7 protein-coding genes and 1 pseudogene are annotated in these 25,477 nt (G+C 70.7%); 4 read left to right on the forward strand and 4 right to left on the reverse strand.

Translation table 11 applies throughout. The annotated features are described in order from the left end of the window. Positions 1-73: 73 nt before the first annotated feature. A pseudogene (locus D7X30_RS34180) lies at positions 74-789 on the reverse strand (CapA family protein). Then, positions 789-965, reverse strand: a complete 177-nt coding sequence (locus D7X30_RS34185) for a zinc ribbon domain-containing protein (protein WP_014397215.1) — start codon at positions 963-965, stop codon at positions 789-791. Before D7X30_RS34185 ends, D7X30_RS34180 begins: the two are co-directional and overlap by 1 nt. 237 nt (positions 966-1,202) lie before the next feature. Here D7X30_RS34185 and D7X30_RS34190 point away from each other — a divergent pair, with 237 nt between their 5' ends. Next, a complete protein-coding gene (locus tag D7X30_RS34190; RefSeq protein ID WP_120567166.1) occupies positions 1,203-2,300 on the forward strand; it encodes a hypothetical protein in 1,098 nt (365 codons plus the stop codon). A gap of 4 nt (positions 2,301-2,304) precedes the next feature. On the opposite strand, the gene D7X30_RS34195 is transcribed toward D7X30_RS34190, so the two are convergent. Both D7X30_RS34195 and D7X30_RS34200 read right to left on the reverse strand, forming a co-directional pair. Next, positions 2,305-3,558: a polysaccharide deacetylase family protein gene (locus D7X30_RS34195; protein WP_120567167.1), complete on the reverse strand. Its 1,254-nt coding sequence runs from the start codon at positions 3,556-3,558 to the stop codon at positions 2,305-2,307. A 55-nt stretch (positions 3,559-3,613) separates the two neighbouring features. Beyond that, complete coding sequence (locus D7X30_RS34200; RefSeq protein ID WP_120567168.1) at positions 3,614-6,055, reverse strand: penicillin acylase family protein; 2,442 nt, start codon at positions 6,053-6,055, stop codon at positions 3,614-3,616. Positions 6,056-6,247: 192 nt separating this feature from the next. Here D7X30_RS34200 and D7X30_RS34205 point away from each other — a divergent pair, with 192 nt between their 5' ends. The 3 genes from D7X30_RS34205 to D7X30_RS34215 all read left to right on the forward strand — a co-directional run bounded on the left by D7X30_RS34205 (position 6,248) and on the right by D7X30_RS34215 (position 25,438). Next, entirely contained in the window at positions 6,248-7,402 is a 1,155-nt protein-coding gene (locus D7X30_RS34205) for a CCA tRNA nucleotidyltransferase (protein WP_120567169.1), read from the forward strand. After that, positions 7,399-9,051, forward strand: coding sequence for a cyclic peptide export ABC transporter (locus D7X30_RS34210; RefSeq protein ID WP_147443386.1), 1,653 nt, complete (start codon positions 7,399-7,401; stop codon positions 9,049-9,051). The genes D7X30_RS34205 and D7X30_RS34210 overlap by 4 nt, the downstream gene beginning before the upstream one ends. A gap of 184 nt (positions 9,052-9,235) precedes the next feature. Continuing rightward, complete coding sequence (locus D7X30_RS34215; protein WP_158619438.1) at positions 9,236-25,438, forward strand: non-ribosomal peptide synthase/polyketide synthase; 16,203 nt, start codon at positions 9,236-9,238, stop codon at positions 25,436-25,438. Positions 25,439-25,477 lie beyond the last annotated feature (39 nt).

Raw genomic sequence — 25,477 nt, forward strand, 5'->3', positions numbered from 1 at the left:
AAGTGCTTGAACTTCGTGCGGCGGGGGGTATCAATTATTTGCAGGCTGTCGTTGGGTCAGCCGCAACAGGGGCTCAATCCCAGTGGAGAACGAGAGCGCTTTCCCCATCCAAACCCAGTCGCGTCCGGGACGACAGCCGGTGTGCCTCGCGGTCCATGACGCCGCACAGAAACTCGGCGTCCCTCCGTAAAGCGTAGTAGGGACGGAGTTGACGCAGTTGCATGGGTGCGAGGAGTGGCCATGGACCCAGGTGCCTCGCCGTGGTGGAGGACTGGTCGGGCAGCAGGTCCACGCCCGGCCTATCCTTCCTCGCCGCCCATGATGGCGGAATGCCGCTGCTTACATCCCCGCACGAAAACACCACGACTCGCCGCCCGGTCTCTACAGGCAGGAGCGCGGGCTGCTGGGCCTCCTCCAGGTCTTCCCCCAGCCCCGCGGTGGCGATTCCCAGGCTCCGGAGGGTGGCCAGTGTCTCTGGATGCCCTTGTCGGGCCACCACTGCTCGCTCGTGGTGATGCTTGTCTCCAGGTTGATGATCCGGACGTCGGGCTCGGCCTGATCCAGCGCGGCGAGCGCGTCTCCCCAGATTTCACCGAAGCCGACGGGCTTTCGGATGGGGCCGTTGCGCTCTTCGGCGAGCGCGACGTAGTCCCGGGCATCCTTCAGGAAGGACTCATGGATGCCGGGTGGAGCAGGGTGGGGCAGTACCTGATCAATGCCCCTGCCTGTCATCACGTCGCCGCAGAGGAAGAGGGAAGTCAGCCTCTTGTCCTGGTGGCCAGGAGTCATCAGTAGGTGAGCGACTTCTTGGTGGTCACGGCATGGGCGGAAGAGATGCGCTTCTCCACCTCTTTCGCGTCGTGACCGCGCGGGCACTTCGGCGCTCGCTCGTCGTGCTCCTTCATGGACATGAACGCGGTGAAGGGCTCCTGGCACTTGCGGCAGAAGAACTCGTAGATGGGCATTGCGTGCTCCTCCCTGAAGGAAGATGCGGTCCACCCCCGGCAGGTGGCAGGGCACGAGGCGCCATCCAGCCGCCGACGCGCCAGGCCGGGCTTATTGCCTGAAACATTTGAATGGATATGGAAGTGGAAACTCTGAACCGTCGAGGGCCGACAATTCCCCGGGGCTGGTGGGTGAGATGCCACCATTCCGTCGTGTAGGATTCGTGTCCCCAAGCACCTTCAACCGGAGGCAGGCCCTTGATCAGCTCCCTCATCCGCCAGGTCGTCAGCACGGTCCAGACGGCGGTCACGAAGCCTCCGGTGGCCCCGGCTCCGCCCACGCCTCCTGCCTCCGCCGCGCCGTACTTCCAGGACGGTCTGGATGCGGCGAAGGCCAGCCCCGTGAACCTCAATGGCTATGGGAACACGCCTTCAGCCGCGGCTGCCGCGAGCGTGGACTCGCCACTCACGAAGGCGAGCAGTGGGGAGAAGGTCGGCCCGGAGTTCATCCACCTGGACGCTGGATGGACTCCGCAGGGGCAGGGCTATGACGCCAAGCGCGGTGAAGTGCTCACGACCTATTACAACGACGACCACCGGGTGCTCCTGTCCGTGCAGGACAAGGACTCGGGGAAGGAGACGCATCAGGCCGTGCTCGGTGGACCGCCGCCCGCGGGTCCTCCCAGCCATGGTGGTGGCGTCTCCACGGATGGCGACCACGTCTATGTCTCCGACACGGACCACATCTACGTCTACACGCGCGAGGAGATCGAAGCCGCGCAGAGCGAGTGCCGTGAGGCCATGCCCTCGCAGGTCATGGATGTCCCGAAGCCTGAAGGCCTGACGGATCCGGCCACGGGCATCGGCCTTGTCTCCGCCGGCAGCTACATGACCGTGAAGGACGGCTACGCGTATATCGGCGGCTACAGCAAGGACGGCGATGGCAAGGCCGGCGCTGTCTGGCGGTACAAGCTCGACGAGAAGACCGGAGAGCTCATCGAGGACTCACGCGAGGGCCCCATTCGTGCCCCGGACCGCGCGCAGGGGATGACCATCGTCGACGGCGGCATCATCTTCACCACGGGCGACAAGAAGCTCGTCTACCAGCCCTTCACGTCCACCGAGGACACGTTCTCGGCGGACATCGACCAGCGGGTGGACATCAGCAACGGGCTCATCGACCCCTACGCCCAGGGCGTGAACATCATCGATGGCGAGATCTGGGTCACCTACGAGAGCGGCTCGCACAAGTACCGCGACAACGTCGACGAGCCCCGTGAACACATCCAGCGCATCCCGCTGGAGGATCTGGACCTCGCGGCGGGATGCCTCACGGCGGAGCAGCTCGAAGGCTAGGGACCTACGCGGACACGCTCGCCTCCACGTCGGAGAGCGCGAAGTCGTCCATCGTCAGCGTGCCCACTTGGTCGATGGACAGGCCCACGCTGAGGGCCTTCGCCGCGGAGGGTGTCGCGGGCGTGGTCCATTCCGCGAAGGTGTAGCTGCTGCGCGGTGGCAGCAGCGGCCCCTGCGACCAGTAGGTCCAGGCGCCCGCGCTGTTGCGGTAGTACGCCTTGAACCTCACCTGCGTGGTGGCCTTGTACCAGGCGGTGATCCGGTAGTGATGCCCCGTGGTCGGCGTGGGCGTGCAGCTGCTGTCATCCTGACGGGTGATGAGCTTCCGGTCTCCGTCGGTGATTTGCGTGATGCGCACCTGCTGAGCCCAACTGCCTCCGTGCGCGTCCGACGTCCGGTTCCAGGTGAAGGTGTTGTTTCCAAAGCCGCCGCGCTGCCAGCAGTCCGGGGTCCCGTCACCGTTGCTGTCCGCTTCGAGCGACGGATTCTTCAAGAGCTGCGCGGGGGGCCAGCTCACCGGGGGCTTGAGCACTCCGCCGATGATGGCGTCCATCGTGGCCACGGTGGTGCCTCGCGAGGCGCGGGTGGCCAGCCAGTCGATGAACGCCGTCAGGTTGGCGGGCGAGATGGAATAGGTCTGCGGCGGGTTGCACGGCCCGCAGATGTGGTGGAAGACGATGGGCACCCAGCCGCCGCCTGACTCTTCGGCACGCAGCACGTAGTTCTTCAGGTCCGTGAGCGTGGTGGTGGCCTGCACGGAACCGTGGGTCCGGATGGCGTACGGTTCCGCGGGAGGTACGGGCTCGGCGGCCGGGCTGCTGCCGCTCGGCGTCGTTCTCAGCCCGCCGCTCTCCCTCGCGGAGTTGTAGTTGCAGTCGATGACGATCTGCCGCGTGGTCGCGTCCTCGTCGCCGAAGGGATAGGCGAAGGACGTCACTCGGAAGCCCGCGTTCAGCAGGGCGACCCGGTCGTTGCAGATCTCCTTGCGCTGGTCGTCCGGCGACAGCTCCGTGAGGTGCGGATGGGTCAGCGTGTGGCCGCCAATCTCATGGCCCTTGTCCTGGAGCGCGTGCACCTGGGCGAGCGTGAGGCGGCCGGACTGCCCCAGCCTGCCGCTGTTGACGAAGAACGTCCCTCGCATGCCTCGGGCCTCCATGGCGGAAGCACCGATGAGCTGGGAGGCCAGGCAGTCGTCGAAGTTCAGCGAGATGACCACCTGGCCGGGCAGGAGGGCGGTGGCTCGGGTCGTGGGTTCCATGGTGGGTGCTCCCCCTTGTGCACGAAGGCTTCACCCACAACCTGCGCATGCGCCGCTACTCGAGCTTCGATGTAGCGTCGATGGTCAGCTCCAGCGTCGTGAGCGCCGGATCCGCGAGGATGTCCGCTTCGTTGAAGTGCACGGGACGGAAGTGCTTGCCGGAGAAGAGGTCCGCCTGGTCCGCGAAGTGCGGTGACGCCGGGTCGGCGGACTGCGCGTAGGAGAGGACCGCGTTCGCCTTGGGCCCTTCCGGCGTGAACTCCATCACCATGAGGAAGCTGGTCCCGAAGTCGACCAGGTAGCCTTCCGGCGTGAGCCCCGTGCCGGGGGAGAGCAGCGGGCCCTGCGGCTGGGACTGCGGCAGCAGCGTCGCGTTCGCGCCGGAATAGCCGACGACGTTGGTGACGCCCTCGAAGGCCGCGCCGCCGTGCAGCGGCACCTTGCGGTCTCCCTTCCAGGCGAACTGCACGTCGCCCAGCTTCGTTCCCACCGCGATGCCCGCCTTGCCCAGGAGCGCCACGGCCTCCGCCAGCTTCTGGTTCACCGGATCCACGCCGGACTCCGGCGCGGGGACCAGCCCCGCCGGCGTCACCGCCGCCCGGGCCGGATCGAAGGGCTGCGCGAAGAGGGCTCCCCGGTCCACGAGGTCGGAGCGGTTGAAGCCGTTGAGGAACTCGCGCCAGACGATGGCGCCCGCGCGATCCAGCTCCAGCCGGCCATCCCACGTTGCAATCAGCTGGCACGCCTCCGTGATGTCCACCGGCGCGCCATCGACGACGATGGGCTCCGCGCCCTGGCAGCGCTGCACCACGGCCGTGCGCAGCTGCTCCGCCACCCAGGTGCGGTTGCTCAGGATGGCCTGCTCGGCCTCCTCGCGCGTGAAGCGCCCGTCGCTGCCGGCCGCCGCGGTGTCGCCCTGTTCGGTGATGAGCGTGAGGTTCATGTGCGAGCGCGTGCTCATGCGGCCGCGTGTCCCGAAGATTTCATAGAGGAAGGGCAGGTCGAGCAGGGGCGCGGCGGGGTTGGCGAACGTCGCCGGATCATTCGCGTTCATCACGAAGTCCGTGCGGCTGAGCTGCGGCATGACCGTCGTCGGCACCAGACCGTGCGACTCGCTGTCCAGGCCCACCCATTCGTCGCGGGACGTGCTGCCGTCCAGGAGGACGAGCCCCAACGACGCGAACACCGGCGCGTCCGGCGTGGACTCGAGCGAGTCGCGATACGCCACGACCGTGGCGGGGCTCAAGTAGGGGACCCGGGACGCGTCCACGTAGCGCGTATCTCCATCCGAGCTCGCGAGCAGCGTGTTCACCCAGGGCGCGCCACGCACGGTGCGCTCCACGTCCGCGGCCTCGCCGATGTCGCGGGCCGTGTTCAGGCGCACCCAGTGCTCCGCGAAGCGTGGGTTGTCCTCCGTCGCGTCGCGCGTCGTGTACGCGGTCTCGTCCGTCCAGTCCGCGCCGGGGCCAGCCAGGATGGGGCCGTAGTGGCTGCGCCAGAACGTGCGCGTCTCCTGTGTCATGCCGCCGTCGTCCCCCCGCACGTTGACGGTGACGGTCCGCGACGTCATGCGGCGGGTCGCTCCGTCATAGACGTACGCCGTGGGGTCTCCCGGCACGAGCTTGAGCCGGTACAGCGTCAGGTGGCTCGACGCCGTCACGGTGTGCGTCCACGCGATGTCCCGGTTGAAGCCGATGTTGATCGCCGGCACGCCCAGCAGGGACACGCCGTACACGTCGAGCTTGCCGGGGATCGTCTGGTGGCTCTCGTGGAAGCGGAGGCTGCCCTCCCAGGGGAAGTGCGGGTTGGCGACGAGCATGCCCCGGCCGCTGGCGGTCTTCTCGCGGCCCAGCGCCCAGCCGTTGCTGCCCAGCTCATCCTTGCGCGGTGACAGCGCGAGCGGCCTCGACTGGAGCCGCTCGCCTTCCGCCTCCGCGCTCGGCGGCTGCGCGTTGCCCACGTAGCCCAGCAATGGCACCAGCGTGTCGAACAGCGACAGGTCAAAGTGATACGCCAGCAGATCATACGCGCTGATGGGCTTAACCCACGCGGCGCCCCGGCAGGGCTCGGGACGCTGAGCCGCCGGCACGTCCGCGAGGTACTGGTTGTAGCCCGCGGCATAGCCCTGCACGAGGTCGCGCAGCTCCTGCGACTGCTCCGCGAAGCTGGCCTCGGCGCGGGCGCGCAGCGCGAGCCCCAGGTAGGTGAAGTCGCTTTCGAGGAAGGCATCCTGCGGGCCCCGGCCCAGGTAGCGAGCGCGCTCGCCACGGACCTTGAGGAACTGATCCGCGAGGATGCACACCGCGTCCTGCGCCTGCGCGTAGCCGATGCCGGCGCCCAGGCTGCGATACCCGTCAGCCTGGATGTGGGGGACGCCGTAGGACGTGCGGTGGAGGGTGGCCTTGAGCGGGGAGGGCGCCGGTGGGTCGTCGTTCCGGCAGCCGCCTAAGGCCGTCAGCGTCAGCAGCAGGGACAAGGAGAAGCGGGAGGTGCGCATGGGTCACAGTTTCGCAAACAGGGCTGACAAGTTTATTCGCTTTATGCGTGTATTTCAGTCTGTGAGGGAGTGTGCTCCTGACACGCTTGTCTCGAATGAAAAATTATCGTGGACTTCAAGGGTATTCGCGTGTGTTGCTCCGCGCGCGCCGAGCCCTTCCCCCGGGGGCCGCGCGGAAGTGAGTCCGCACGCATGTCCCAGGCCTCCGCAGCTCCCGTGACCCTTGATGCCTCGCGCATCGATCCCAACGCCCTGGCCATCCTCGAGCGCCTTCGCGGCGCGGGGTTCCAGGCCCTGCTCGTGGGTGGGTGCGTGAGGGACCTGCTGCTCGGGCAGACGCCCAAGGACTTCGACATCGCCACGGACGCCCGGGCGGACCAGACCCACGGCCTCTTCGAGGAGTGCCTGATGCTGGGCGGCCGGGGCTCGGTGATGACGCTGGTGTTCGAGGGCGGGAAGCCCTTCGACGTGGCCACACTGCGTCCGCTGCGCACGCCCGCGTCCACTCCGCGGGTGCCGCTGGACGCCGACCTGAGCGCCGTGGCCCGCGAGCTTCCGGTGGGCACCGTGGCCCAGGACGCGGCCTCGCGAGACTTCTCCATCAACGCGCTCTTTCATGATCCGGCCACGGGCCAGACGCTCGACTTCGTGGGCGGGGTGGCCGACGTCCGCGCCCGCGTGCTGCGCTCGCTGGGGGAGCCCTCCGAGCGCTTCCGCGATGATCCGTCGCTCGTCTACCGGGCGCTGCGCATCTCCGCCCGGCGCGGCCTGACCCTCGAACCCCGGACGCTGGAGGCCCTGCGCGAAGGCGCCGCCGCGCTGCCGGACAGCCCGTTCGCGTTGCGCCTCCATGAGCTGCTGGAGTGCCTGAGCCTGGGTGTGGCCGGGGCCTGCCTCCGCCGCATGCGCGAGTTCGACGTGCTGGCGCGTACGCTCCCGTCCCTGGGACGACTGAGCCCGTTCGCGTGGGAGGGGCTGTTCTCGCTCGGGGACGCCATGGACCGGCTCCATGCCCAGGGGCGCGGGCTCGGTCATCCAGCACGGCTCGCGGCGCTCCTGCTGCCCCTCGCGGATCCTCCGGCGCTGTCGGGCGTGGACGCGCCTGTGTCCCTGGCGGAGCTCGTGCCGGCGGGGGACGACGCGGAGCGGCCGCCGCTGGTGGAGGACGGTCTCGCGGTGCTGGCGGCGCAACGGGTGTTGCGTCAGGGCCCTGACAGCGCGGGAGCCGCGGAGCTGCTCGGCTCGCACCTGCTGACGGAGGCGCTGGACGTGTACTCGCTCACGCTCGATGCCACGGGCGGATCGCGGCAGGTCCTGGATGCGTGGCGCGCGAGGCAGGGCGCATGAAGCTGCTGTCACTGCTGTTCCAGGCGTCGAAGGGCCGCTTCCTGGCGTCCGTGCTGGCCGGGCTCGTGTCCGGCGCCTGTGGGGCCGGGTTGATCGCGATGATCAACCGGGCCCTCGCGGGCACCCAGGCCCATGGGGCCGTGGAGGTCTCGCTCTTCGTGGGGCTGGTCGTCGTGGCGCTGGTGTCGCGCATCGCGGCCCAGGTGTTGATCAGCCAGATCAACCAGGACTCGCTCTTCGACCTGCGCTTGAAGATGAGCGCACAGATCGCCCGTGCGCCGTTGCGTCAGCTGGAGGAGCAGGGCTCCCACCGGCTCCTGTCCGCCCTGACCGAGGACCTGTTCCACCTCACCAACGCCATGGCGATGCTGCCCCGGCTGGTCATCAACGCGTCCACCGTGTTCGGGTGTCTCGTCTACATGGTGATGCTGTCGCGGACGCTGCTGCTCGCGCTGGTCATCTGCCTGGTGCTGGGCATCGCCACCTACCGGCTGTCCACCGCGCGAGCGGTCCGTGACATGCGCCGGGCGCGCGAGGTGCAGGACGAGCTCATGCTGCACTTCCGGGGGCTGACCGACGGCATCAAGGAGATCAAGCTCCATGCCCGGCGGCGCGACGACTTCCTGTCGCGTGTGATCGCGGACGCCGCCGGCCGGGTGAAGGACCTCCAGCGGCGCGCCGCGACGGCGTTCGCGGTGGGCTCCAGCTGGGGGATGTTCCTCTTCTTCGTCGTCATCGGCGTGCTGCTCTTCCTCCTGCCCCACCTCACGCAGGTGAACACAACGGCCCTGGTGGGGTACACGCTCGCGGTGCTCTACCTACAGACGCCCCTCATGTCCCTTATGGAGGGCATGCCGTTGATCTCCCGCGGGCAGGTGTCCCACACGAAGCTCGAAGCCCTGGGCCTGTCGCTCGCCGCGTCCACCGAAGAGGCGCGCGAGCCGGCGGCGCTGGACGCCCGGCCGTCGTTCCAGAAGCTGGAGCTGCGAGGCGCCACCCACCGCTACCAGCGCGAGCACGACGACCAGACCTTCACCCTGGGCCCCATCGATCTGGAGCTGCGCCCGGGGGAGTTGCTGTTCATCGTGGGCGGCAACGGCAGCGGGAAGACCACGCTCGCCAAGCTCATCACCGGGCTGTATTCGCCCCAGGAAGGGCAGATCCTCCTGGACGGCCAGCCCGTGACGGCCGGGACCCTGGAGCACTACCGGCAGCACTTCTCCGCCGTGTTCTCCGACTTCCACCTCTTCGACCGCCTGATGGGACTGGAGGGAGAGCTGTCACAGGTGCAGGGCTTCCTGGAGCGGCTGAAGCTGGAGCACAAGGTGCGCCTGGACGGGAAGGCGTTCTCCACCACGGCGCTCTCCCAGGGTCAGCGCAAGCGCCTGGCGCTGGTGACGACGCTGCTGGAGGACCGCGCCATCTACCTCTTCGACGAGTGGGCGGCGGACCAGGATCCCGCGTTCAAGGCCGTCTTCTACCGGGAGCTGCTGCCGGAGCTGAAGCGGCGCGGCAAGGCCGTGGTGGTCATCTCCCACGACGACCGCTACTTCGACGCGGCCGACCGCCTGCTGCGCGTCGAGTCTGGCCAGCTCGTCTCCGAGCCTCTCGCGGAGCCTCCCGCCGAGTCTCCCCGCGCCGCCTCCTGAGACACACGTTTTCCCGCCGAGTGGGATACGGACCCGGATATCAGTCATGGTGGTTCTGGCGAGTAATCAAAAGCTCTATTGGAAACTCAGAAATACAGTTATTTCTCGCAGTTGAATGAGCCCGGCCTCTCCCCGACCGTCCTCCCTTTCGGTTTTCGCTCAGCGTCCTCCATTTGAGTCCCTGGTGGACCTGCTCCGGCACCGGAGCGCTGACGCGGCTCGCGCGTCCCGGTACACGTTCCTGGGAGAGACAGGAGAGCTCGAGGCCTCCTGGACCCACGCGGAGCTGGACCTGTACGCGCGGCGCATCGCGGGGGCGCTGGCGGGCGTGGAGCCTGGCGCGCGGGCGGTGCTGCTGTATCCGCCGGGGCTCGACTACATCGCGGGCTTCTTCGGCTGTCTCTACGCGGGGCTGGTGGCGGTGCCGGCGTATCCGCCGGATCCGTCGCGCCTGGAGCGCACGCTGCCCCGGCTGCGCGCGATCATCGAGGACTCGCGCGCGACGGTGGTGCTGACCACGTCCTTCATCCTGTCGATGAAGGAGTTCCTCACGGATCAGGCGCCGGAGCTGAACGGGCTGCACTGGGCCGCCACGGATGCGCTGGAGCCCGGAGCGGAGGACGGATGGCGCCCTCCCGTGGCGCGTCCGGACACGCTGGCGTTCCTGCAATACACGTCGGGCTCCACGGGGATGCCCAAGGGCGTGATGCTCACGCACGGCAACCTGCTGCACAACCTGGACGCCATCCACCGCAGCTTCCGGGCGAGCGCCGACAGCGTGGGCGTCATCTGGCTGCCGCCGTACCACGACATGGGGCTCATCGGCGGCATCCTGGAGCCGCTGAACGGTGGGTTCCCGGTGACGTTGATGTCGCCGCTCACGTTCCTGCGCCGCCCGCTCGTCTGGCTGGAGGCCATCTCCCAGTACAAGGGCACCATCAGCGGCGGCCCCAACTTCGCGTTCGACCTCTGCGCGCGGCGCATCTCCGAGGAGGAGCGGGCCCGGTTGGACCTGTCCTCGTGGGAGGTGGCCTTCTGTGGCGCGGAGCCCATCCGCACGGAGACGCTGGAGCGCTTCAACCGCACGTTCGGGCCGCAGGGCTTCCGCGCTCCGTCGCTCTATCCCTGCTACGGCCTGGCGGAAGGCACGCTGATCGCCACCGGTGTGGCGCAGGGCGCGGGCGCCTCGGCGCTCACGTTGGAGGCGGAGGCGCTGGCGCGTTCTCGGGCCGTGCGCGTGGAGCCGGGCACTCCGGGCTCGCGTGAGCTGGTGGGGTGTGGCCAGTCGATGCCGGACCAGTCCATGCTCATCGTCGATCCGGAGGCGCGCACGCCTCGCGCCGACGGCGAGGTGGGTGAAATCTGGCTGCGCGGCCCCAGCATCGCGCAGGGCTACTGGCAGCGGCCGGAGCAGACGGAGGAGGCCTTCCAGGCGCGCCTCGCGAGCACGGGCGAGGGCCCCTTCCTGCGCACGGGCGACCTGGGCTTCGTCGTGGACGGCGAGCTGTACGTCACCGGGCGGCGCAAGGACCTCATCATCCTGCGTGGCCGCAACCACTACCCGCAGGACCTGGAGCTCACGGCGGAGCGCGCGCACCCGGCCATCCGCCCGGGCTCTGGCGCGGCGTTCAGCGTCGACGTCGCGGGCGAGGAGCGGTTGGTCCAGGTCCATGAGGTCAGCCTGCGCGACGGCGGGGACCTGGGCCCGGTGCTGGCGGCGGTGCGCCAGGCGCTGAGCGAGGAGCATGAGCTCCAGCCCCACGCGTTGATCCTGGTGGAGCCGGGAAGCGTCCCGAAGACGTCCAGCGGGAAGATCCAGCGGCGCGCGTGCCGCGAGAGCTTCCTCGATGGTTCGCTGCGCGTCGTCACCCAGTGGGAGGAAGGCAGCGCGCTCGAAGCGCACGCGGACGTTCACGAGGACGCTGGGCCTGGGAACACCGCCGAGTCGATGGGCGCCTGGCTGCGAAGCCGCGTGGCGGCGCGCCTGCGCGTCCGGCCCGACGAGGTGTCCGCCACCGAGCCCATCACCCGGCTGGGCCTGGATTCGCTCGCGGCGGTGGAGCTGAGCCACGACATCGAGAAGGGCCTGGGCGTCATCCTGCCCATGGAGGCGCTGCTGCAGGGGCCCACCATCGCGGAGCTGGCTGGGCGCGTGCTCGCGCACCGCGCGGGTTCCAGCCGTTTGACGCCGCCCTTGAAGCCGCGGAACCGTGAGGAGCTGCCCGCGCTGTCCTTCGCGCAGCAGCGGCTGTGGTTCCTGGATGCGCTCGTCCGTGGCAGCCCCGCGTATCACATCCCCGTCGCGGTCCGGCTGGTGGGGCCGCTCCATGTTCCGGCGCTTCAGCATGCGCTGGATGTGCTGGTGCGGCGCCATGAAACCCTGCGCACCACCTTCGTCTCCCGCGACGGCGTTCCGGCGCAGCGCATCCTCCCGGACCTGCCCGTGACGCTGGATCAGGTGGATGTGAGCGGGCGGGAGGATCGCGCGGAGGAGACGGCGCGGCTGGCGCGAGTGGAGGCGGCGCGCTCCTTCGACCTGGAGACGGGTCCGCTGATGCGGGCCCTGCTGGTGAAGGAGGCAGAGGGCGAGCACGTGCTGGTGGTGGTGATGCACCACATCGTGTCGGACGGCTGGTCGATGGGCGTGATGGTGCGGGAGGTGGGGAAGGCCTACGAGGCGAAGGTGAAGGGCGTTGCAGCGCAGGAGGAAGCGCTGGACGTTCAGTACGCGGACTGGGCGGCGTGGCAGCGGGAGTGGCTGGAGGGCGGGGCGCTGGAGGAGCAGCTGGGGTGGTGGAAGCAGCAGTTGGCTGGCGCGCCCTCGGCGCTGGAGCTGCCCACCGACAAGCCCCGGCCTGTGAACCCCACGTTCCGTGCTCACACCGTCGACGCCAGCCTGTCTCGGTCGTTGTCGGAGGCGGTGAAGGGGCTGGCGAAGCAGGAGGGCGTGACGCCGTTCATGGTGCTGCTGGCGGCGTGGCAGGTGGTGCTGGCGAAGCACGCGGGGCAGGACGACGTGAGCGTGGGAACGCCCATCGCGGGGCGGCAGCGCGCGGAGACGGAGGGGCTGATCGGCTTCTTCGTGAACACGCTGGTGGTGCGCACGAAGGTGGCGGGCGGGGCGAGCTTCCGGGAGCTGTTGGGGCAGGTGAGGGAGACGACGCTGGGTGCGTACGCGCACCAGGACGTGCCGTTCGAGAAGCTGGTGGAGGCGTTGCAGCCCGCGCGCGACCTGGCGCGACACCCGTTGTTCCAGGTGATGCTCGCCTTCCAGCAGGACTCGCTGCCTGAGCTGAAGCTGCCGGGTCTGGCCTTGAGGGCCGTGCCTCTGGACTCCGGCGCGGTGAAGTTCGACCTGTCGCTGAACCTGTCGGAGACCGCGGAGGGCTTCACCGGCACGCTGATCAGCGCCGCGGACCTCTTCCACCGCGCGAGCACCGAGCGGATGGTGCGGCACTGGCACACGCTGCTGGAGGCCGCGACGGTCCAACCCGGATTGCGGGTGGACGCGCTGCCGCTGCTGGATGAGGAGGCGCGGCGCGCGGTGCTCGAGGCGTGGCCGGAGGAGCGGCTGGCGGCGGGGAACGACACGTGTCTGCATGCGCTCTTCGAAGCGCAGGCGGCGCGCGTACCGGACGCCGTGGCGGTGGTGGGCGGCGGCCAGTCGCTGACGTACCGCGCGCTGGACGCGGGCGCGAACCAGCTCGCAGGTGCGCTGCGCGCGATGGGCGTGGGCCCCGACGCTCGCGTGGGCCTCTGCGTGGACCGGCGTGCCGACGCGATGCGTGGCCTGCTGGGCATCCTCAAGGCCGGCGGCGCCTACGTTCCGTTGGACCCCGCGAACCCCGGGGAGCGGTTGCGCCTGATGCTCGACGAGGCGCGCGTGGACGTGGTCGTGACGATCCGCGAGCTTGCCTCGCGCTTCGACGGCCACCCTGGACGGCTCGTGCTGCTGGATGACGGGGCGGCGCCGTTCGCGTCGTTCCCCTCGGATGCGCCGCCCGCTCGCGGCGCGGTGCCGTCGAACCTGGCCTACGTCATCTTCACCTCGGGCTCCACCGGCCGGCCCCGGAGCGTGGGCATCGAGCACCGGCAGATCGTGCGCTACGTGCGGGGCCTCGTGCGGCGCCTGGACCTTTCGCCGGGCGCGTCGTTCGCGTCCGTCTCCACGCTGGCGGCGGACCTGGGGCACACCGCGCTCTTCCCCACGCTGGCCCAGGGCGGCACCCTGCACCTGGTGGACACCGAGACGGCGTCCGACCCGGCGGCGCTGGGTGCGTACTTCGCCCGGCATGGCGTGGAGGGGTTGAAGATCGTCCCGTCGCACCTGCGGGCGCTGCTGGCGTCGGAGTCGCCGGAGCGGTTGTTGCCGCGCCGCTGGCTGGTGCTCGGTGGCGAGTCGTCCGACTGGGCACTCGTGGATCAGGTGCGTTCGCTCGTGCCGGGCTGCGCGGTGTTCAACCACTACGGCCCCACGGAGACCACCGTGGGCGTGCTCACGCTGCCGGCCTCCGCACTTGCGCGAGAGGACCGTCCGGTCGTCGTTCCGCTGGGCCGGCCCCTGCCGGAGGTGCGTGCGTACGTCCTGGATGCGGGCCTGCGCCCGGTGCCCCCCGGCGTCGCGGGCGCGCTCTACATCGCGGGCGGCACGGTGGGCCGGGGGTACCTGGGCCGGCCGGAGCTCACCGCCGACCGCTTCATCCCGTCACCGTTCGCGAAGACGCCCGGCGAGCGCATGTACCGCACGGGCGACCGGGCGCGGCTCGGGCCCGACGGCGCCATCGTGTTCCTGGGGCGCGAGGACGACCAGCTCAAGGTGCGCGGCTTCCGCGTGGAGCCGGGTGAAGTGGAGGCGGTGCTCAAGCAGCACCCGGCCATCGCCGAGGCAGTGGTGGTCGCCCGTGATGCGGGCGGTGGTGAGCGGCGGCTCGTGGCTTATGGCGTGCCGACGACCGGTGGCCAGCTGGTGCCGGACCTTCTCAAGACGTTCCTCGAAGAGCGGTTGCCGTCGTACCTGGTGCCGTCCGCGGTGGTCGTGCTGGAGACCCTGCCGCTCACCGCCAATGGCAAGGTGGACCGCCGCGCGTTGCCGGAGCCGGCCGAATTCGCGCGCGCGGAGCCCTCCGCACCGGGCACTCCCTACGAGGCGCTGCTCGCCTCCGTCTGGGCGCAGGTGCTGGGCGTGAGCGACGTGGGCCCTGGCGATGACTTCTTCGAGCGCGGCGGCCACTCGCTGCTGGCCACGCGCGCGGTGTCCCGCATCCGTTCGGTCTTCCAGGTGGACCTGCCCCTGCGCGCGCTGTTCGAGACGCCGAAGCTGGGCGCGCTCGCCAGACGGCTGGAGGCGCTGTCTCGCACGGGCGCGGATGCTGTGCGGCCTCCTGTTGTCCCCGTGCCCAGGGACCGGCCGCTGCCGCTGTCGTTCGCGCAGCAGCGCCTGTGGTTCCTCGACCGGATGGAGCCGGGCAACGCGCTCTACAACGTGCCCGCCATGCTGTGGCTGGACGGGGCGCTCGATGCCGAGGCCCTGGAGCGCTCGCTGGCTGAGATCCTCCTGCGCCACGAGGTGCTGCGCACGACCTTCCACGAGACACCGGACGGAGCGGTCCAGCGCGTCGCACCGGCGCCCGCGCGCGCCCTGACGCACGTCAACCTGCACGACGTTGCCCCGGATGCGCTCGAGGCGCGGGCGCTGGAATGGGCGCGCGAGGAAGCATCGCGGCCGTTCGACCTCGTCGCGGGCCCGCCGGTGCGCATGTCGCTGCTGGCGCTGCGGGATGACCGGCACGTGCTGGTGCTGGTGATGCACCACATCGTCGCGGACGGTTGGTCGCTGGGTGTGCTCGTCCGCGAGTTGGGAGCGTTGTACGGCGCCTTCACGCGCGGCACCGCATCCGGCCTGCCGGCGCTCGCCGTGCAGTACGCGGACCACGCCGTGTGGCAGCGCGGCTGGCTCCAGGGCGCGGTGCGGGAGGCGCAGCTCTCCTGGTGGCGCGAGCAGCTCCAGGACGCGCCCCGGGTGCTGGACCTTCCCCTGGCCCGCCACCGCCCGAAGGTGCGCACGTCGCAGGGGGCCCAGGCCACGCACGTGCTGCCGCGCGCCACGGCGGAGGCCGTGCGGCAGCTCGCGCTGCGCGAAGGTGCCACGCCGTTCATGGTGATGATGGCGGGCTTCCAGGCGCTGCTGCATCGCTACACCGGCCGCACCGATCTCCTGGTGGGCACGGACATCGCCAACCGGCACCACGCGGAGACGGAGGCCCTGGTGGGCTTCTTCGTCAACCAGGTGGTGTTGCGCACGCGCCCCACGCCGGTGCTGCCGTTCCGGGCGCTGCTGGGCCAGGTGCGCGAGGCCGCGCTGGGCGCCTACGCCCACCAGGATCTTCCCTTCGAAGAACTGGTGCGCGACCTGAACCCGGAGCGCAGCCTGGGCGCGTCGCCACTCTTCCAGGTCAAGCTCATCTTCCAGAACGCGCGCGACGCGGAGCTGGCGCTGCCCGGCCTGTCCCTGCGGGTGGAGTCGATTGACCCGGGCGCGTCGAAGTTCGACCTCACCGTGGCCTTCAGCGACACCTCGGAAGGCCTGTCCGGCCTCTGGGAGTACAGCACCGACCTCTTCGACGCGGCGACGGTGGCGCGCATGCAGGAGCACCTGCGCACGCTCCTGGAAGGTGCCCTGTCACGGCCTGACGGCGCGCTGGAGACGCTGCCGCTGCTCACGGAGGCGGAGCGGGCCCACGTCCTGGGAACCTGGAACGCCGCCACGCTTCCCATCGGCGAGCCCCTGCGGGTCCACCGCCGCTTCGAGGCCGCGGTCGCGACCTTCGGCGACAGGCCCGCGCTCCGCTTCGAGGGGCAGGACGTGAGCTACCGGGAGCTGGAGGCGCGCTCCAACGCGCTCGCGCGCCACCTGCGCGCGCAGGGCGTGGGACTGGAGACGCGCGTGGGCATCTGCCTGGAGCGTTCGCCGGAGCTGGTGATCGCCATGCTGGCGACGCTCAAGGCCGGCGGCGCCTTCGTCCCGCTGGATCCGGCGTACCCGAGCGCCCGCCTGACCTTCATGCTGCAGGACTCCGCGGTGCCCGTCGTGGTGACGCGCTCGGAGCTCGCGGACGAGCTGCCGGCGACGGGTGCCCACCTGGTGTGCCTGGACGAGGACGCCGCGCGGCTGGAGCGGCTTCCCGGAACACCGTTGGAGGACGCGGGAGCTCCCGAGCACCTGGCGTACGTCATCTACACGTCGGGCTCCACCGGCAGGCCCAAGGGCACGCTGCTGACACACGGGGGCCTCTGCAACACGGCCGTGGCGGTGGGCCGCGCGCACGGCGTCCATCCGGACAGCCGCGTGTTGCAGTTCGCCTCCAGCAGCTTCGACGCGGGCGTGTGCGAGGTCTTCTCCACGCTCCTGGCCGGCGCGTGCCTGGTGCTCGCGCCGAAGGATGCGCTGCTGCCGGGGCCCGCGCTGGAGCGGACGCTGACGGAGCAGGCCATCACCACCGTGACACTGACGCCGTCGGTGCTCGCGCAGCAGTCGCCGGAGGGGCTCACCCGGCTGGAGACGATCATCTCCGCGGGCGAGGCCTGTCCGCCGGAGGTGGTGCGGCGCTGGTCGCCGGGCCGCCGCTTCATCAACGCGTATGGCCCCACGGAGATCACCGTGTGCGCCACGCTGACGGATCAACCGCTGTCGGCGGACCGCGTGACCATTGGCGGACCGCTGGCCAACGTGCGCGTGTACGTGCTGTCCCCGGCGCTTCAACCGGTGCCGCCGGGCGTTCCTGGCGAGCTGTACGTGGGCGGCGCGGGCGTGGGCCGCGGCTACCTGGGCCACCCGTCGCTCACCGCCGAGCGCTTCATGCCCGACCCCTTCGCCACGGAGCCCGGCGCGCGGATGTACCGCACGGGTGACCGGGCGCGGTGGCTGGAGGCCGGAGCCCTGGAGTTCCTGGGCCGTTCGGACGCGCAGGTGAAGGTGCGCGGCTTCCGCATCGAGCTGGAAGAAGTGGAGGCCGTGCTGGGCGCGCAGGCCGGCGTCCAGGCCGCGGCGGCGACGGTGCGTGAAGAGGCGTCAGGGGTGCGCCGGCTGGTGGGCTACGTGGTGCCCTTCGAGGGCGCGGCGGTCGACGAGGCCTCGCTGCGCGATGGGCTGCGGCGGCGGTTGCCGGAGCACATGGTCCCTTCAGCCTTCGTGGTGCTGGACGCGCTGCCGCTGTCGCCCAACGGCAAGGTGGACCGGAGCGCGCTGCCGGCGCTCGGCGGCCGTCCGACGCGCGAGGAGGCCACCTTCGTGGAGCCCTCCACGCCCGCGGAGCGGCTGCTCGCGTCGCTCTGGCAGCAGATCCTCCGCGTGGAGCGGGTGGGGGCGGACGACAACTTCTTCGAACTCGGCGGCGACTCCATCATCAGCCTCCAGGTCGTCGCGCAGGCGCGGCGGGCCGGACTGGCGATCACGCCCAAGCAGCTCTTCGAGCACCAGAAGCTGCGGGACCTGGCGGCGGCGGCCACGCTGGATGCCACCCCGGCCGTCGCCGACGCAGGACCGGCGAGCGGGACGGTGCCGCTCACCCCCATCCAGCGCTGGTTCCTGGAGCAGGGGTCGCCCGCGCCGGAGCACTACAACCAGGCGGTGCTCCTGGCGGCTCGCGAGTCGCTGGACGCGGGGCTGGTGGAAGCGGCGCTGCGGGCGCTCTGGCGGCACCACGACGCGCTCCGCCTGCGCTTCACCCGCGCCTGCGATGGATGGTCGCAGCAGTACGGCTCGCCCGACGAAGCGGTGGACTTCCTCGTCCGCGAGGACCTGTCCGGCCTGCCCGAGGAGGCGCGCGAGGCGCGGCTGGAGCAGGTGGCCACGCGCGTCCAGGGCAGCCTCGATCTGGGTTCGGGACCGCTCATGCGGGCGGTGCTCTTCACGATGGGCGTGGGGCAGCCCGCGCGGCTGCTGTGGGTCATCCACCATCTCGTGGTGGACGGCGTGTCCTGGCGCACGCTGCTGGAGGACTTCGAGTCCGCCTACCTGGCGCTGCGCGACGGCCAGGCGCCCGCGCTGCCTCCGCGCACCACGTCCTTCAAGACGTGGGCGGAGCGGTTGGAGTCCTACGCCGCGACGGACGCGGTCGCCGCGGAGGCTGAGGTCTGGGCCGCCCAGGCGCGAGTGCCCGTGGAGCCGCTCCCGCTGGATGGTCCTGGCGGCGAGAACACCGTGGCCTCCGCGCGGACGGTGGCGGTGGAGCTGGACGCGGAGACGACCCGGTTGCTGCTGCGCGAAGCCCCCACGGCGTGGCGTGCGCGCGTGGACGAGCTGCTGCTGTCCGCGGTCGCGCGGGCGTTGGGACAGGTCCTGCGCGTGGGCCGCGTGCGCGTCACGCTGGAGGGACATGGCCGCGACGTCGCGCTCCCCGGCGTGGACGTGTCGCGCACCGTGGGCTGGTTCACCGCGGCGTATCCGGTGGTGCTGGATGTGGCGGGCCGGGGCTCGGAAGGAGACCTGCTGCGCGCCGTGCGTGACTCGGTGCGGACGGTGTCCGGCCGGGGCGCGTCCTACGGCATGCTGCGCCACCTGCGCGGAGACGACGTCTCGCGCGGCCTGGGCGTGCAGCCCGCGCCTCCGGTGGCCTTCAACTACCTGGGCCAGTTCGACGGCCTGGCCGCGGGGCTGACGCTGCTGGAGCCCGCGAGCGGGAGCACAGGCCTGTCGAAGGCCCCCGGCGCGCTCCGTACGGAGGTGCTGTCGGTGGGGGCGCGCGTGTTGAACGAGCGCCTGCGCCTGGAGTGGACCTTCAGCGAGCACCTGCACCAGCGCGCCACGGTCGAGGCGCTGGCTGGCGCGAGCCTGGAGTCGGTGCGGTCCCTGGTGGCGCTGCGCTCCACGCCAGACGCCCTGCGCTACACGCCCGCGGACTTCCCGCTGGCGAACCTGTCTGCGGACATCCTGGAGCGCATCCTGCCGCCCGGTGAGGCCGTGGAGGACGTGTATCCGTTGTCCCCGCTGCAAGAGGGCCTGCTCTTCCACGGCATCCTGGCGCCGGAGTCGGGAGCGTACTTCGAACAGGTGAGCTGTTCATTCCACGCACCCCTCAACGTGCAGGCCTTCCACCGCGCGTGGCAGGAGGCGGTGGCGACCGAGCCGGTGCTGCGCACCGCGTTCCGGTGGGAAGGGCTGGAGCGTCCCCGGCAGGTGGTGTTCTCCCGGGCCGAGCTGCCCTGGCGCGAGCTGGACTGGCGTGGCCTGTCCCCGGAGGAGCAGGAGGCGCGACTCGTGGCCCTCCGCGCGGAGGACCGGGCACGCGGCCTGGAGCTCACGCACGCGCCGCTGATGCGCATGTCGCTCATCCGCACGGACGCGCGCGTCCATCACCTGGTGTGGAGCTTCCACCACCTGCTGATGGACGGCTGGAGCGTGGGCCTGCTCCTGCGGCGGATCTTCTCCCTCTACGAGGCCTTCGGACAGGGCCGCGCGCTGCCCCGAAGCGAGGGCGCGACCTTCCGCGACTACATCGCGTGGTTGCAGCACCAGGACCTGGGCCGCGCGGAGCGCTACTGGCGTGACGCGCTGGCCGGCCTCACCCAGCCCACGCCCTTGCCGGAGGACCGGGGAGCGGCGCGCGCGAGCGATTCGCGGATGCTGCGGCGGCTGTCCCTGTCGGGCTCCGTGACGTCGGCGCTCCAGGAGTTCGCGCGCCAGCAGCAGGTCACCCTCAACACGCTGGTGCAGGCGGCGTGGGGCCTGATGCTCGGGCGCTGCGCGGGGCTGGAGGACGTCGTCTTCGGCGCGACGGTGTCCGGCCGTCCGCCGGAAATCGAAGGCGTCGAGTCCACGGTGGGCCTGTTGATCAACTCGCTGCCGGTCCGCGTCCGGATGCCGGGGGATGCGGTGCTCGGGCCCTGGCTCCAGGCGTTCCAGCAGCGGCAGGCGGAGCAGCGGCAGTACGAGTTCAGCCCACTGGTGGAGGTGCAGGGCTGGAGCGGGCTTTCGCGCGGGGCGTCGCTCTTCGAAGCGCTGCTCGTGTTCGAGAACTACCCGCTGGACTCGGCCGTGTGGGAGTGGGCGCGGAACCTGGAGGTCCGCGGCTTCGTGGTGAGCGAGTGGACGAACTACCCGCTCACGTGCGTCGTCGTCCCGGGCCGGGAGCTGGAGCTGAAGCTGCTGCACGACGTGGGCCGCTTCGCGCCGGAGTCCGCCGACGCGATGCTGCGCCACCTGGGCACGTTGCTGGAAGCGTTCGTGTCACACGCGGACGCGCGGCTGGATGCGCTGCCCATGCTGTCCACCATGGAGCGCCAGCAGGTGCTCGCCTGGGGGCAGCCCAAGGCGCCGGCGCTCGACCCTGCGCCGAACGTGCACCAGCGCTTCGAGGCCTGGGCCGCGAAGACGCCGGACGCGGTGGCGGTGACGTACGAGCAGGCGTCGCTGACGTATGGCGAGCTGAACCGGCGGGCGAACCAGCTCGCGCACCACCTGCGCAAGCAGGGCGTGGGGCCGGAAGTCCGCGTGGGCCTGTGCGTGGAGCGCTCGCTGGAGATGCTGGTGGGCCTGCTCGCCATCCTGAAGGCGGGCGGCGCGTACGTCCCGTTGGATCCGTCGTATCCGGCGGAGCGGCTCGCCTTCCTGCTGGAGGACGCGGACGTGCCGCTCCTACTCACGCAGGCGCGGCTGGTGCCGACGCTGCCCGCGAGCCGCCCGGTGTTCCGGCTGGATGCGGACTGGGACCGCGTCGCCGGCGAGCCCACGCAGGATCCGGCCCCTTCGGCGACGCCGGAGAACGGCTGCTACGTCATCTACACCTCGGGTTCGACGGGCAAGCCCAAGGGCATGCAGATCGAGCATGCCCGGGTGACGCGGCTCTTCACCGCCACGGCGCCCTGGTTCTCCTTCGGCTCCGACGAGGTGTGGACGCTCTTCCACTCGTACGCCTTCGACTTCTCCGTCTGGGAGATCTGGGGCGCGCTCATCCACGGGGCGCGGCTGGTCATCGTCCCGTATCTGGTGAGCCGTTCGCCGGAGGCCTTCCGCGCGCTGGTCCACGATGAAGGCGTGACGGTGCTCAACCAGACGCCGTCCGCGTTCCTCCAGTTCGTGCAGGCGGACGCGGCCCGGGCCACGGGCGGCGCGTCGAGCCTGCGGTGGATCATCTTCGGCGGCGAGACGCTGGAGTTCTCCAGCCTCCGGGCCTGGTTCGAGCGGCACGGCGACGCGCGGCCGAAGCTCGTGAACATGTACGGCATCACGGAGACGACGGTCCACGTGACCTTCCGCCCGTTGACGGCCGAGGACGCGGCCGGCGCGCAGCCCAGCAGCGTGGGCGTGCCCATCCCGGACCTCCAGGTGTACGTGCTGGACGCGCGCGGCGAGCTTGCGCCCATGGGTGTCCCGGGCGAGCTGTTCGTGGGCGGTGAAGGCCCCGGCCGGGGCTACCTGAAGCGCCCGGCGCTCACGGCGGAGCGCTTCGTGCCGGATCCGTTCTCCGGACGTCCCGGCGGGCGGCTGTACCGCACGGGCGACCTGGGCCGCTGGCGCTCCACCGGGGAGCTGGATCACCTGGGCCGCATCGACCACCAGGTGAAGCTGCGTGGCTTCCGCATCGAGCTGGGAGAGATTGAAGCCGCGCTGCGTGCCCATCCCAACGTGCGCGACGCGGTGGTACTGGTGCGGACGGTGGCCGGCGACGCGCGGCTCGTGGGCTACGTGACAGCCCGCGACGGCGCGCACGTGGACCCGTGGGAGCTGCGCCGCGTGCTGCGCGAGCGGCTGCCCGACTACATGGTGCCGCAGGCGCTGGTACCCCTGGAGGCGTTCCCCCTCACGTCCCACGGCAAGCTGGCGCGTGAAGCCCTGCCGCTGCCGGAGGCGGTGGACACCGAGGAGTCCTCGTCCGCGGACGTGGCGCCGAGGACGCCCACCGAGGAGCTGCTGGCGGACATCTGGGCGTCGGTGCTCGGCGTGGCGCGGGTTGGCCGCGACGACGACTTCTTCGAACTGGGAGGCCACTCGCTGCTGGCGACGCAGGTGGTGTCCCGGTTGCACTCGGTGTTCCCCGTGAAGGTGCCGCTGCGGGAGCTCTTCGAGAACCCGACGGTGGCCGCCTTGGGCCAGTGGCTGGACGCGGCGCTCGGCGCGAAGACGGGAGCCGAGGCCATCGCTCGCATTCCGTCGCGAGTCCGTGGTGAAGGGGAGTCGCTGCCGCTGTCGTTCGCGCAGCAGCGGCTGTGGTTCCTGGACCGGCTCACGCCTGGAAGCGCCGCGTACAACATCCAGGCCGCGCTGCGGCTGAAGGGACCGCTGGACGTGGCCGCGCTGGAGCAGGCGTTCACGCACGTCGTCCAGCGGCACGAAGCGCTTCGCACCACCTTCGGATCCGTGGAGGGACGTCCGTTCCAGCGCATCGCGTCTGACTCGTCCTTCGCCCTGCGGCGGGTGGACGTGAGCGGCGGCGAGGACCACGCGCGGGAGACGGCGCGGGTGGCGACGGAGGAGGCGCAGCGGCCGTTCGACCTGGAGGCCGGGCCGCTGATGCGGGCGCTGCTGGTGAAGGAGGGTGAGGGGGAGCACGTGCTGGTGGTGGTGATGCACCACATCGTGTCGGACGGCTGGTCGATGGGCGTGATGGTGCGGGAGGTAGGCAAGGCCTACGAGGCGAAGGCGAAGGGCACCGCGGCGCAGGAGGAGGCGCTGGAGGTGCAGTACGCGGACTGGGCGGCGTGGCAGCGGGAGTGGCTGGAGGGCGGGGCGCTGGAGGAGCAGTTGGGGTGGTGGCGGCAGCGTCTGGCGGGAGCGCCCTCTGCGCTGGAGTTGCCCACCGACAAGCCCCGGCCCGTCGTGCCCTCGACCGAGGGCGCGAGCCTGGACGTGCGGCTGTCGCGGTCGCTGGCGGACGCGGTGAAGGCGTTGGCGAAGCAGGAGGGCGTGACGCCGTTCATGGTGCTGCTGGCGGCATGGCAGGTGGTGCTGGCGAGGCACGCGGGTCAGGACGACGTGAGCGTGGGAACGCCCATCGCGGGGCGGCATCACGCGCAGACGGAGGGGCTGATCGGCTTCTTCGTGAACACGCTGGTGCTGCGCGCGAAGGTGGAGACAGGCGCGACGTTCCGGGAGCTCTTGGCGCAGGTACGGGAGACGACGCTGGGGGCGTACGCGCACCAGGACGTGCCGTTCGAGAAGCTGGTGGAAGCGTTGCAGCCAGCGCGTGATCTCGCGAGGCACCCGCTGTTCCAGGTCCTCTTCACGCTGCAGAACACGCCGGTGACACCGTGGGCGGTACCGGACCTGTCGGCGGCGCCGTATGCGCTGTCACGACGGGCCTCGAAGTTCGACCTCGCGCTGTCCCTCACGGAGCAGGAGGACGGCTTCGCGGGCTCGGTGGAATACAGCACGGACCTGTACGAGGAGCGGACGGTCCGGCGGTGGATGGACGGCTTCGAGCGTGTGGTGCGAGCGCTGGTGGAGAAGCCGGAGCGGCGGGTGGGGGACGTGGAGTGGATGGGGGCGGAGGAGCGGCGGCGGGTGGTGGAGGAGTGGAACCGGACGGGGAAGGCGTACGGCCCGAAGGGTGAGTGCGGGCACGAAGTCTTCGAGTCGGTGGCGGACGCGCGGCCGGAAGCGGAGGCGGTGCGGACGGAAGCAGGAGGGGTGAGCTACGGGGAGGTGGAGGAGAGGGCGAACCAACTGGCGCATCACCTGAGAGGGCTGGGAGTAGGCCCGGAGGTAAGGGTGGGGCTGTTGGTGGAGCGCAGTGTGGAGTGGGTGGTGGGGATGGTGGCGGTGCTGAAGGCGGGAGGTGCCTTCGTTCCGGTGGACGTGACGCTGCCCGCGCTGCGAGTGGGCGGGCTGCTGGAAGAGTCCGGCGTGGCCATGGTGCTGACGTCCCAGCGCTTCGCGGGGCTCGTTCCCAATCCACAGACGCCCGTGGTCCTCATGGACGCGGATGCGGTGCAGGTGGCGAAGCAGCCGAAGACGCGGCCCACGAAGGCCGTGTCGCCGGAGAGCATGGCGTACGTGCTCTTCACGTCAGGAAGTACAGGCAAGCCGAAGGGCGTGGTGGTGCGCCACGGCGGCCTTGCGAACATGGCGCACGCAGTGGCCGAAGCGCACGGCGTGAAGCCAGAGGACCGGGTGCTGCAGTTCGCCTCGCCGGGCTTCGACGCGTCGGTGGCGGAAGTCTTTTCGACGCTGGCGGCGGGTGCGTCCCTCTGCCTGGCGCCGAGAGAAGCCCTCATGCCGGGAGGCGCGCTGGAAGGCACGGTGAAGCAGCTTGGCGCTACCGTGGTGACACTGACGCCGTCAGTGCTGGGGCAAGTGGTGGACGGAGGCCTGGACGGCATCCGTACGCTCATCTCCGCGGGCGAGGCCGTGCCCTCTGCGCTGGTGCGCAAGTGGAGCGAAGGCCTCAGGATGCTCAACGGCTACGGCCCGACGGAAGTGACGGTATGCGCCAGCGTGGCGACGTCGCTGTCACCGGAGCGGGTGACGGTGGGCAAGCCGCTGGGGAACGTGCGGCTGTACGTGCTGGACGAAGGGCAGCGGCCGGTGGGAGTGGGCGTGGTGGGGGAGCTGTACGTGGGAGGCGCGGGCCTCGCGCGTGGCTACCTGGGCCAGCCCGCACTCACGGCGGAGCGCTTCATCCCGGACGGCTTCAGCGGTGAGGCCGGCAGCCGGCTGTACCGCACCGGAGATTTGGTGCGGTGGGGCGAAGACGGAGAAGTGGAGTACGTGGGCCGGCGCGACGGGCAGGTGAAGGTGCGCGGCATGCGGCTGGAGGTGGGGGAAGTCGAAGGCGTACTGGCTATGCACCCGGCGGTGAAGCAGGCGGCGGTGGTGGCGAGGAAGGAAGCCACGGGCACGAAGCTGTGGGCCTACGTGGTGGGCGACGTGGAGACGGCGGCGCTGCGCGAATGGCTGCGCGAGCGGGTGCCGGAGCACATGGTGCCCACGGCCTACGGGACGCTGGATGCCCTACCGCTGACGTCCAGCGGGAAGGTGGACCGCTCGAAGCTGCCCGCGCTGACGGCGGAGTCCACGCGCACGCAGGCCTTCGTGCCGCCGACGACGGAGCTGGAGCGGAGCCTCACGGCCCTCTGGCAGGAGGTGCTCGGCGTCGAGCGCGTCGGTCTGGAGGACCGGTTCTTCGACCTGGGCGGCAACTCGCTGACGCTGGTGCAGTTGCACAGCCGCATGCGCGGGCTCCTGAAGGTCGAGGTGCCGCTCGCGGAGCTGTTCCAGTACTCCAGCATCGCGGCACTCGTGGCGCGCGTCCGGGACCGCTCGGATCCCGTGGACGCTCCGAGCGAAGCCGCCGTGGAGGAGGAGTTCGCGGAACGCCGGGCACGTGCCGGTCAACGCCGGAAGGTCCGGCAGCAGGTCGAAGTGCCGACGCAGGAGGATTCCGATGAGTGATCAGGCCGAAGTCTCCGAGGAAGCCATCGCCATCGTCGG

This window comes from Corallococcus sp. AB011P, from assembly GCF_003611605.1.
Classification (GTDB): Bacteria; Myxococcota; Myxococcia; order Myxococcales; family Myxococcaceae; genus Corallococcus; species Corallococcus coralloides.

Coding starts and splice junctions, on each gene's coding strand:
- D7X30_RS34205 (WP_120567169.1), top strand. CDS start 6,248: ATGTCCCAGGCCTCCGCAGCTCCCGTGACCCTTGATGCCTCGCGCATC.
- D7X30_RS34210 (WP_147443386.1), top strand. CDS start 7,399: ATGAAGCTGCTGTCACTGCTGTTCCAGGCGTCGAAGGGCCGCTTCCTG.
- D7X30_RS34195 (WP_120567167.1), bottom strand. CDS start 3,558: ATGGAACCCACGACCCGAGCCACCGCCCTCCTGCCCGGCCAGGTGGTC.
- D7X30_RS34185 (WP_014397215.1), bottom strand. CDS start 965: ATGCCCATCTACGAGTTCTTCTGCCGCAAGTGCCAGGAGCCCTTCACC.
- D7X30_RS34200 (WP_120567168.1), bottom strand. CDS start 6,055: ATGCGCACCTCCCGCTTCTCCTTGTCCCTGCTGCTGACGCTGACGGCC.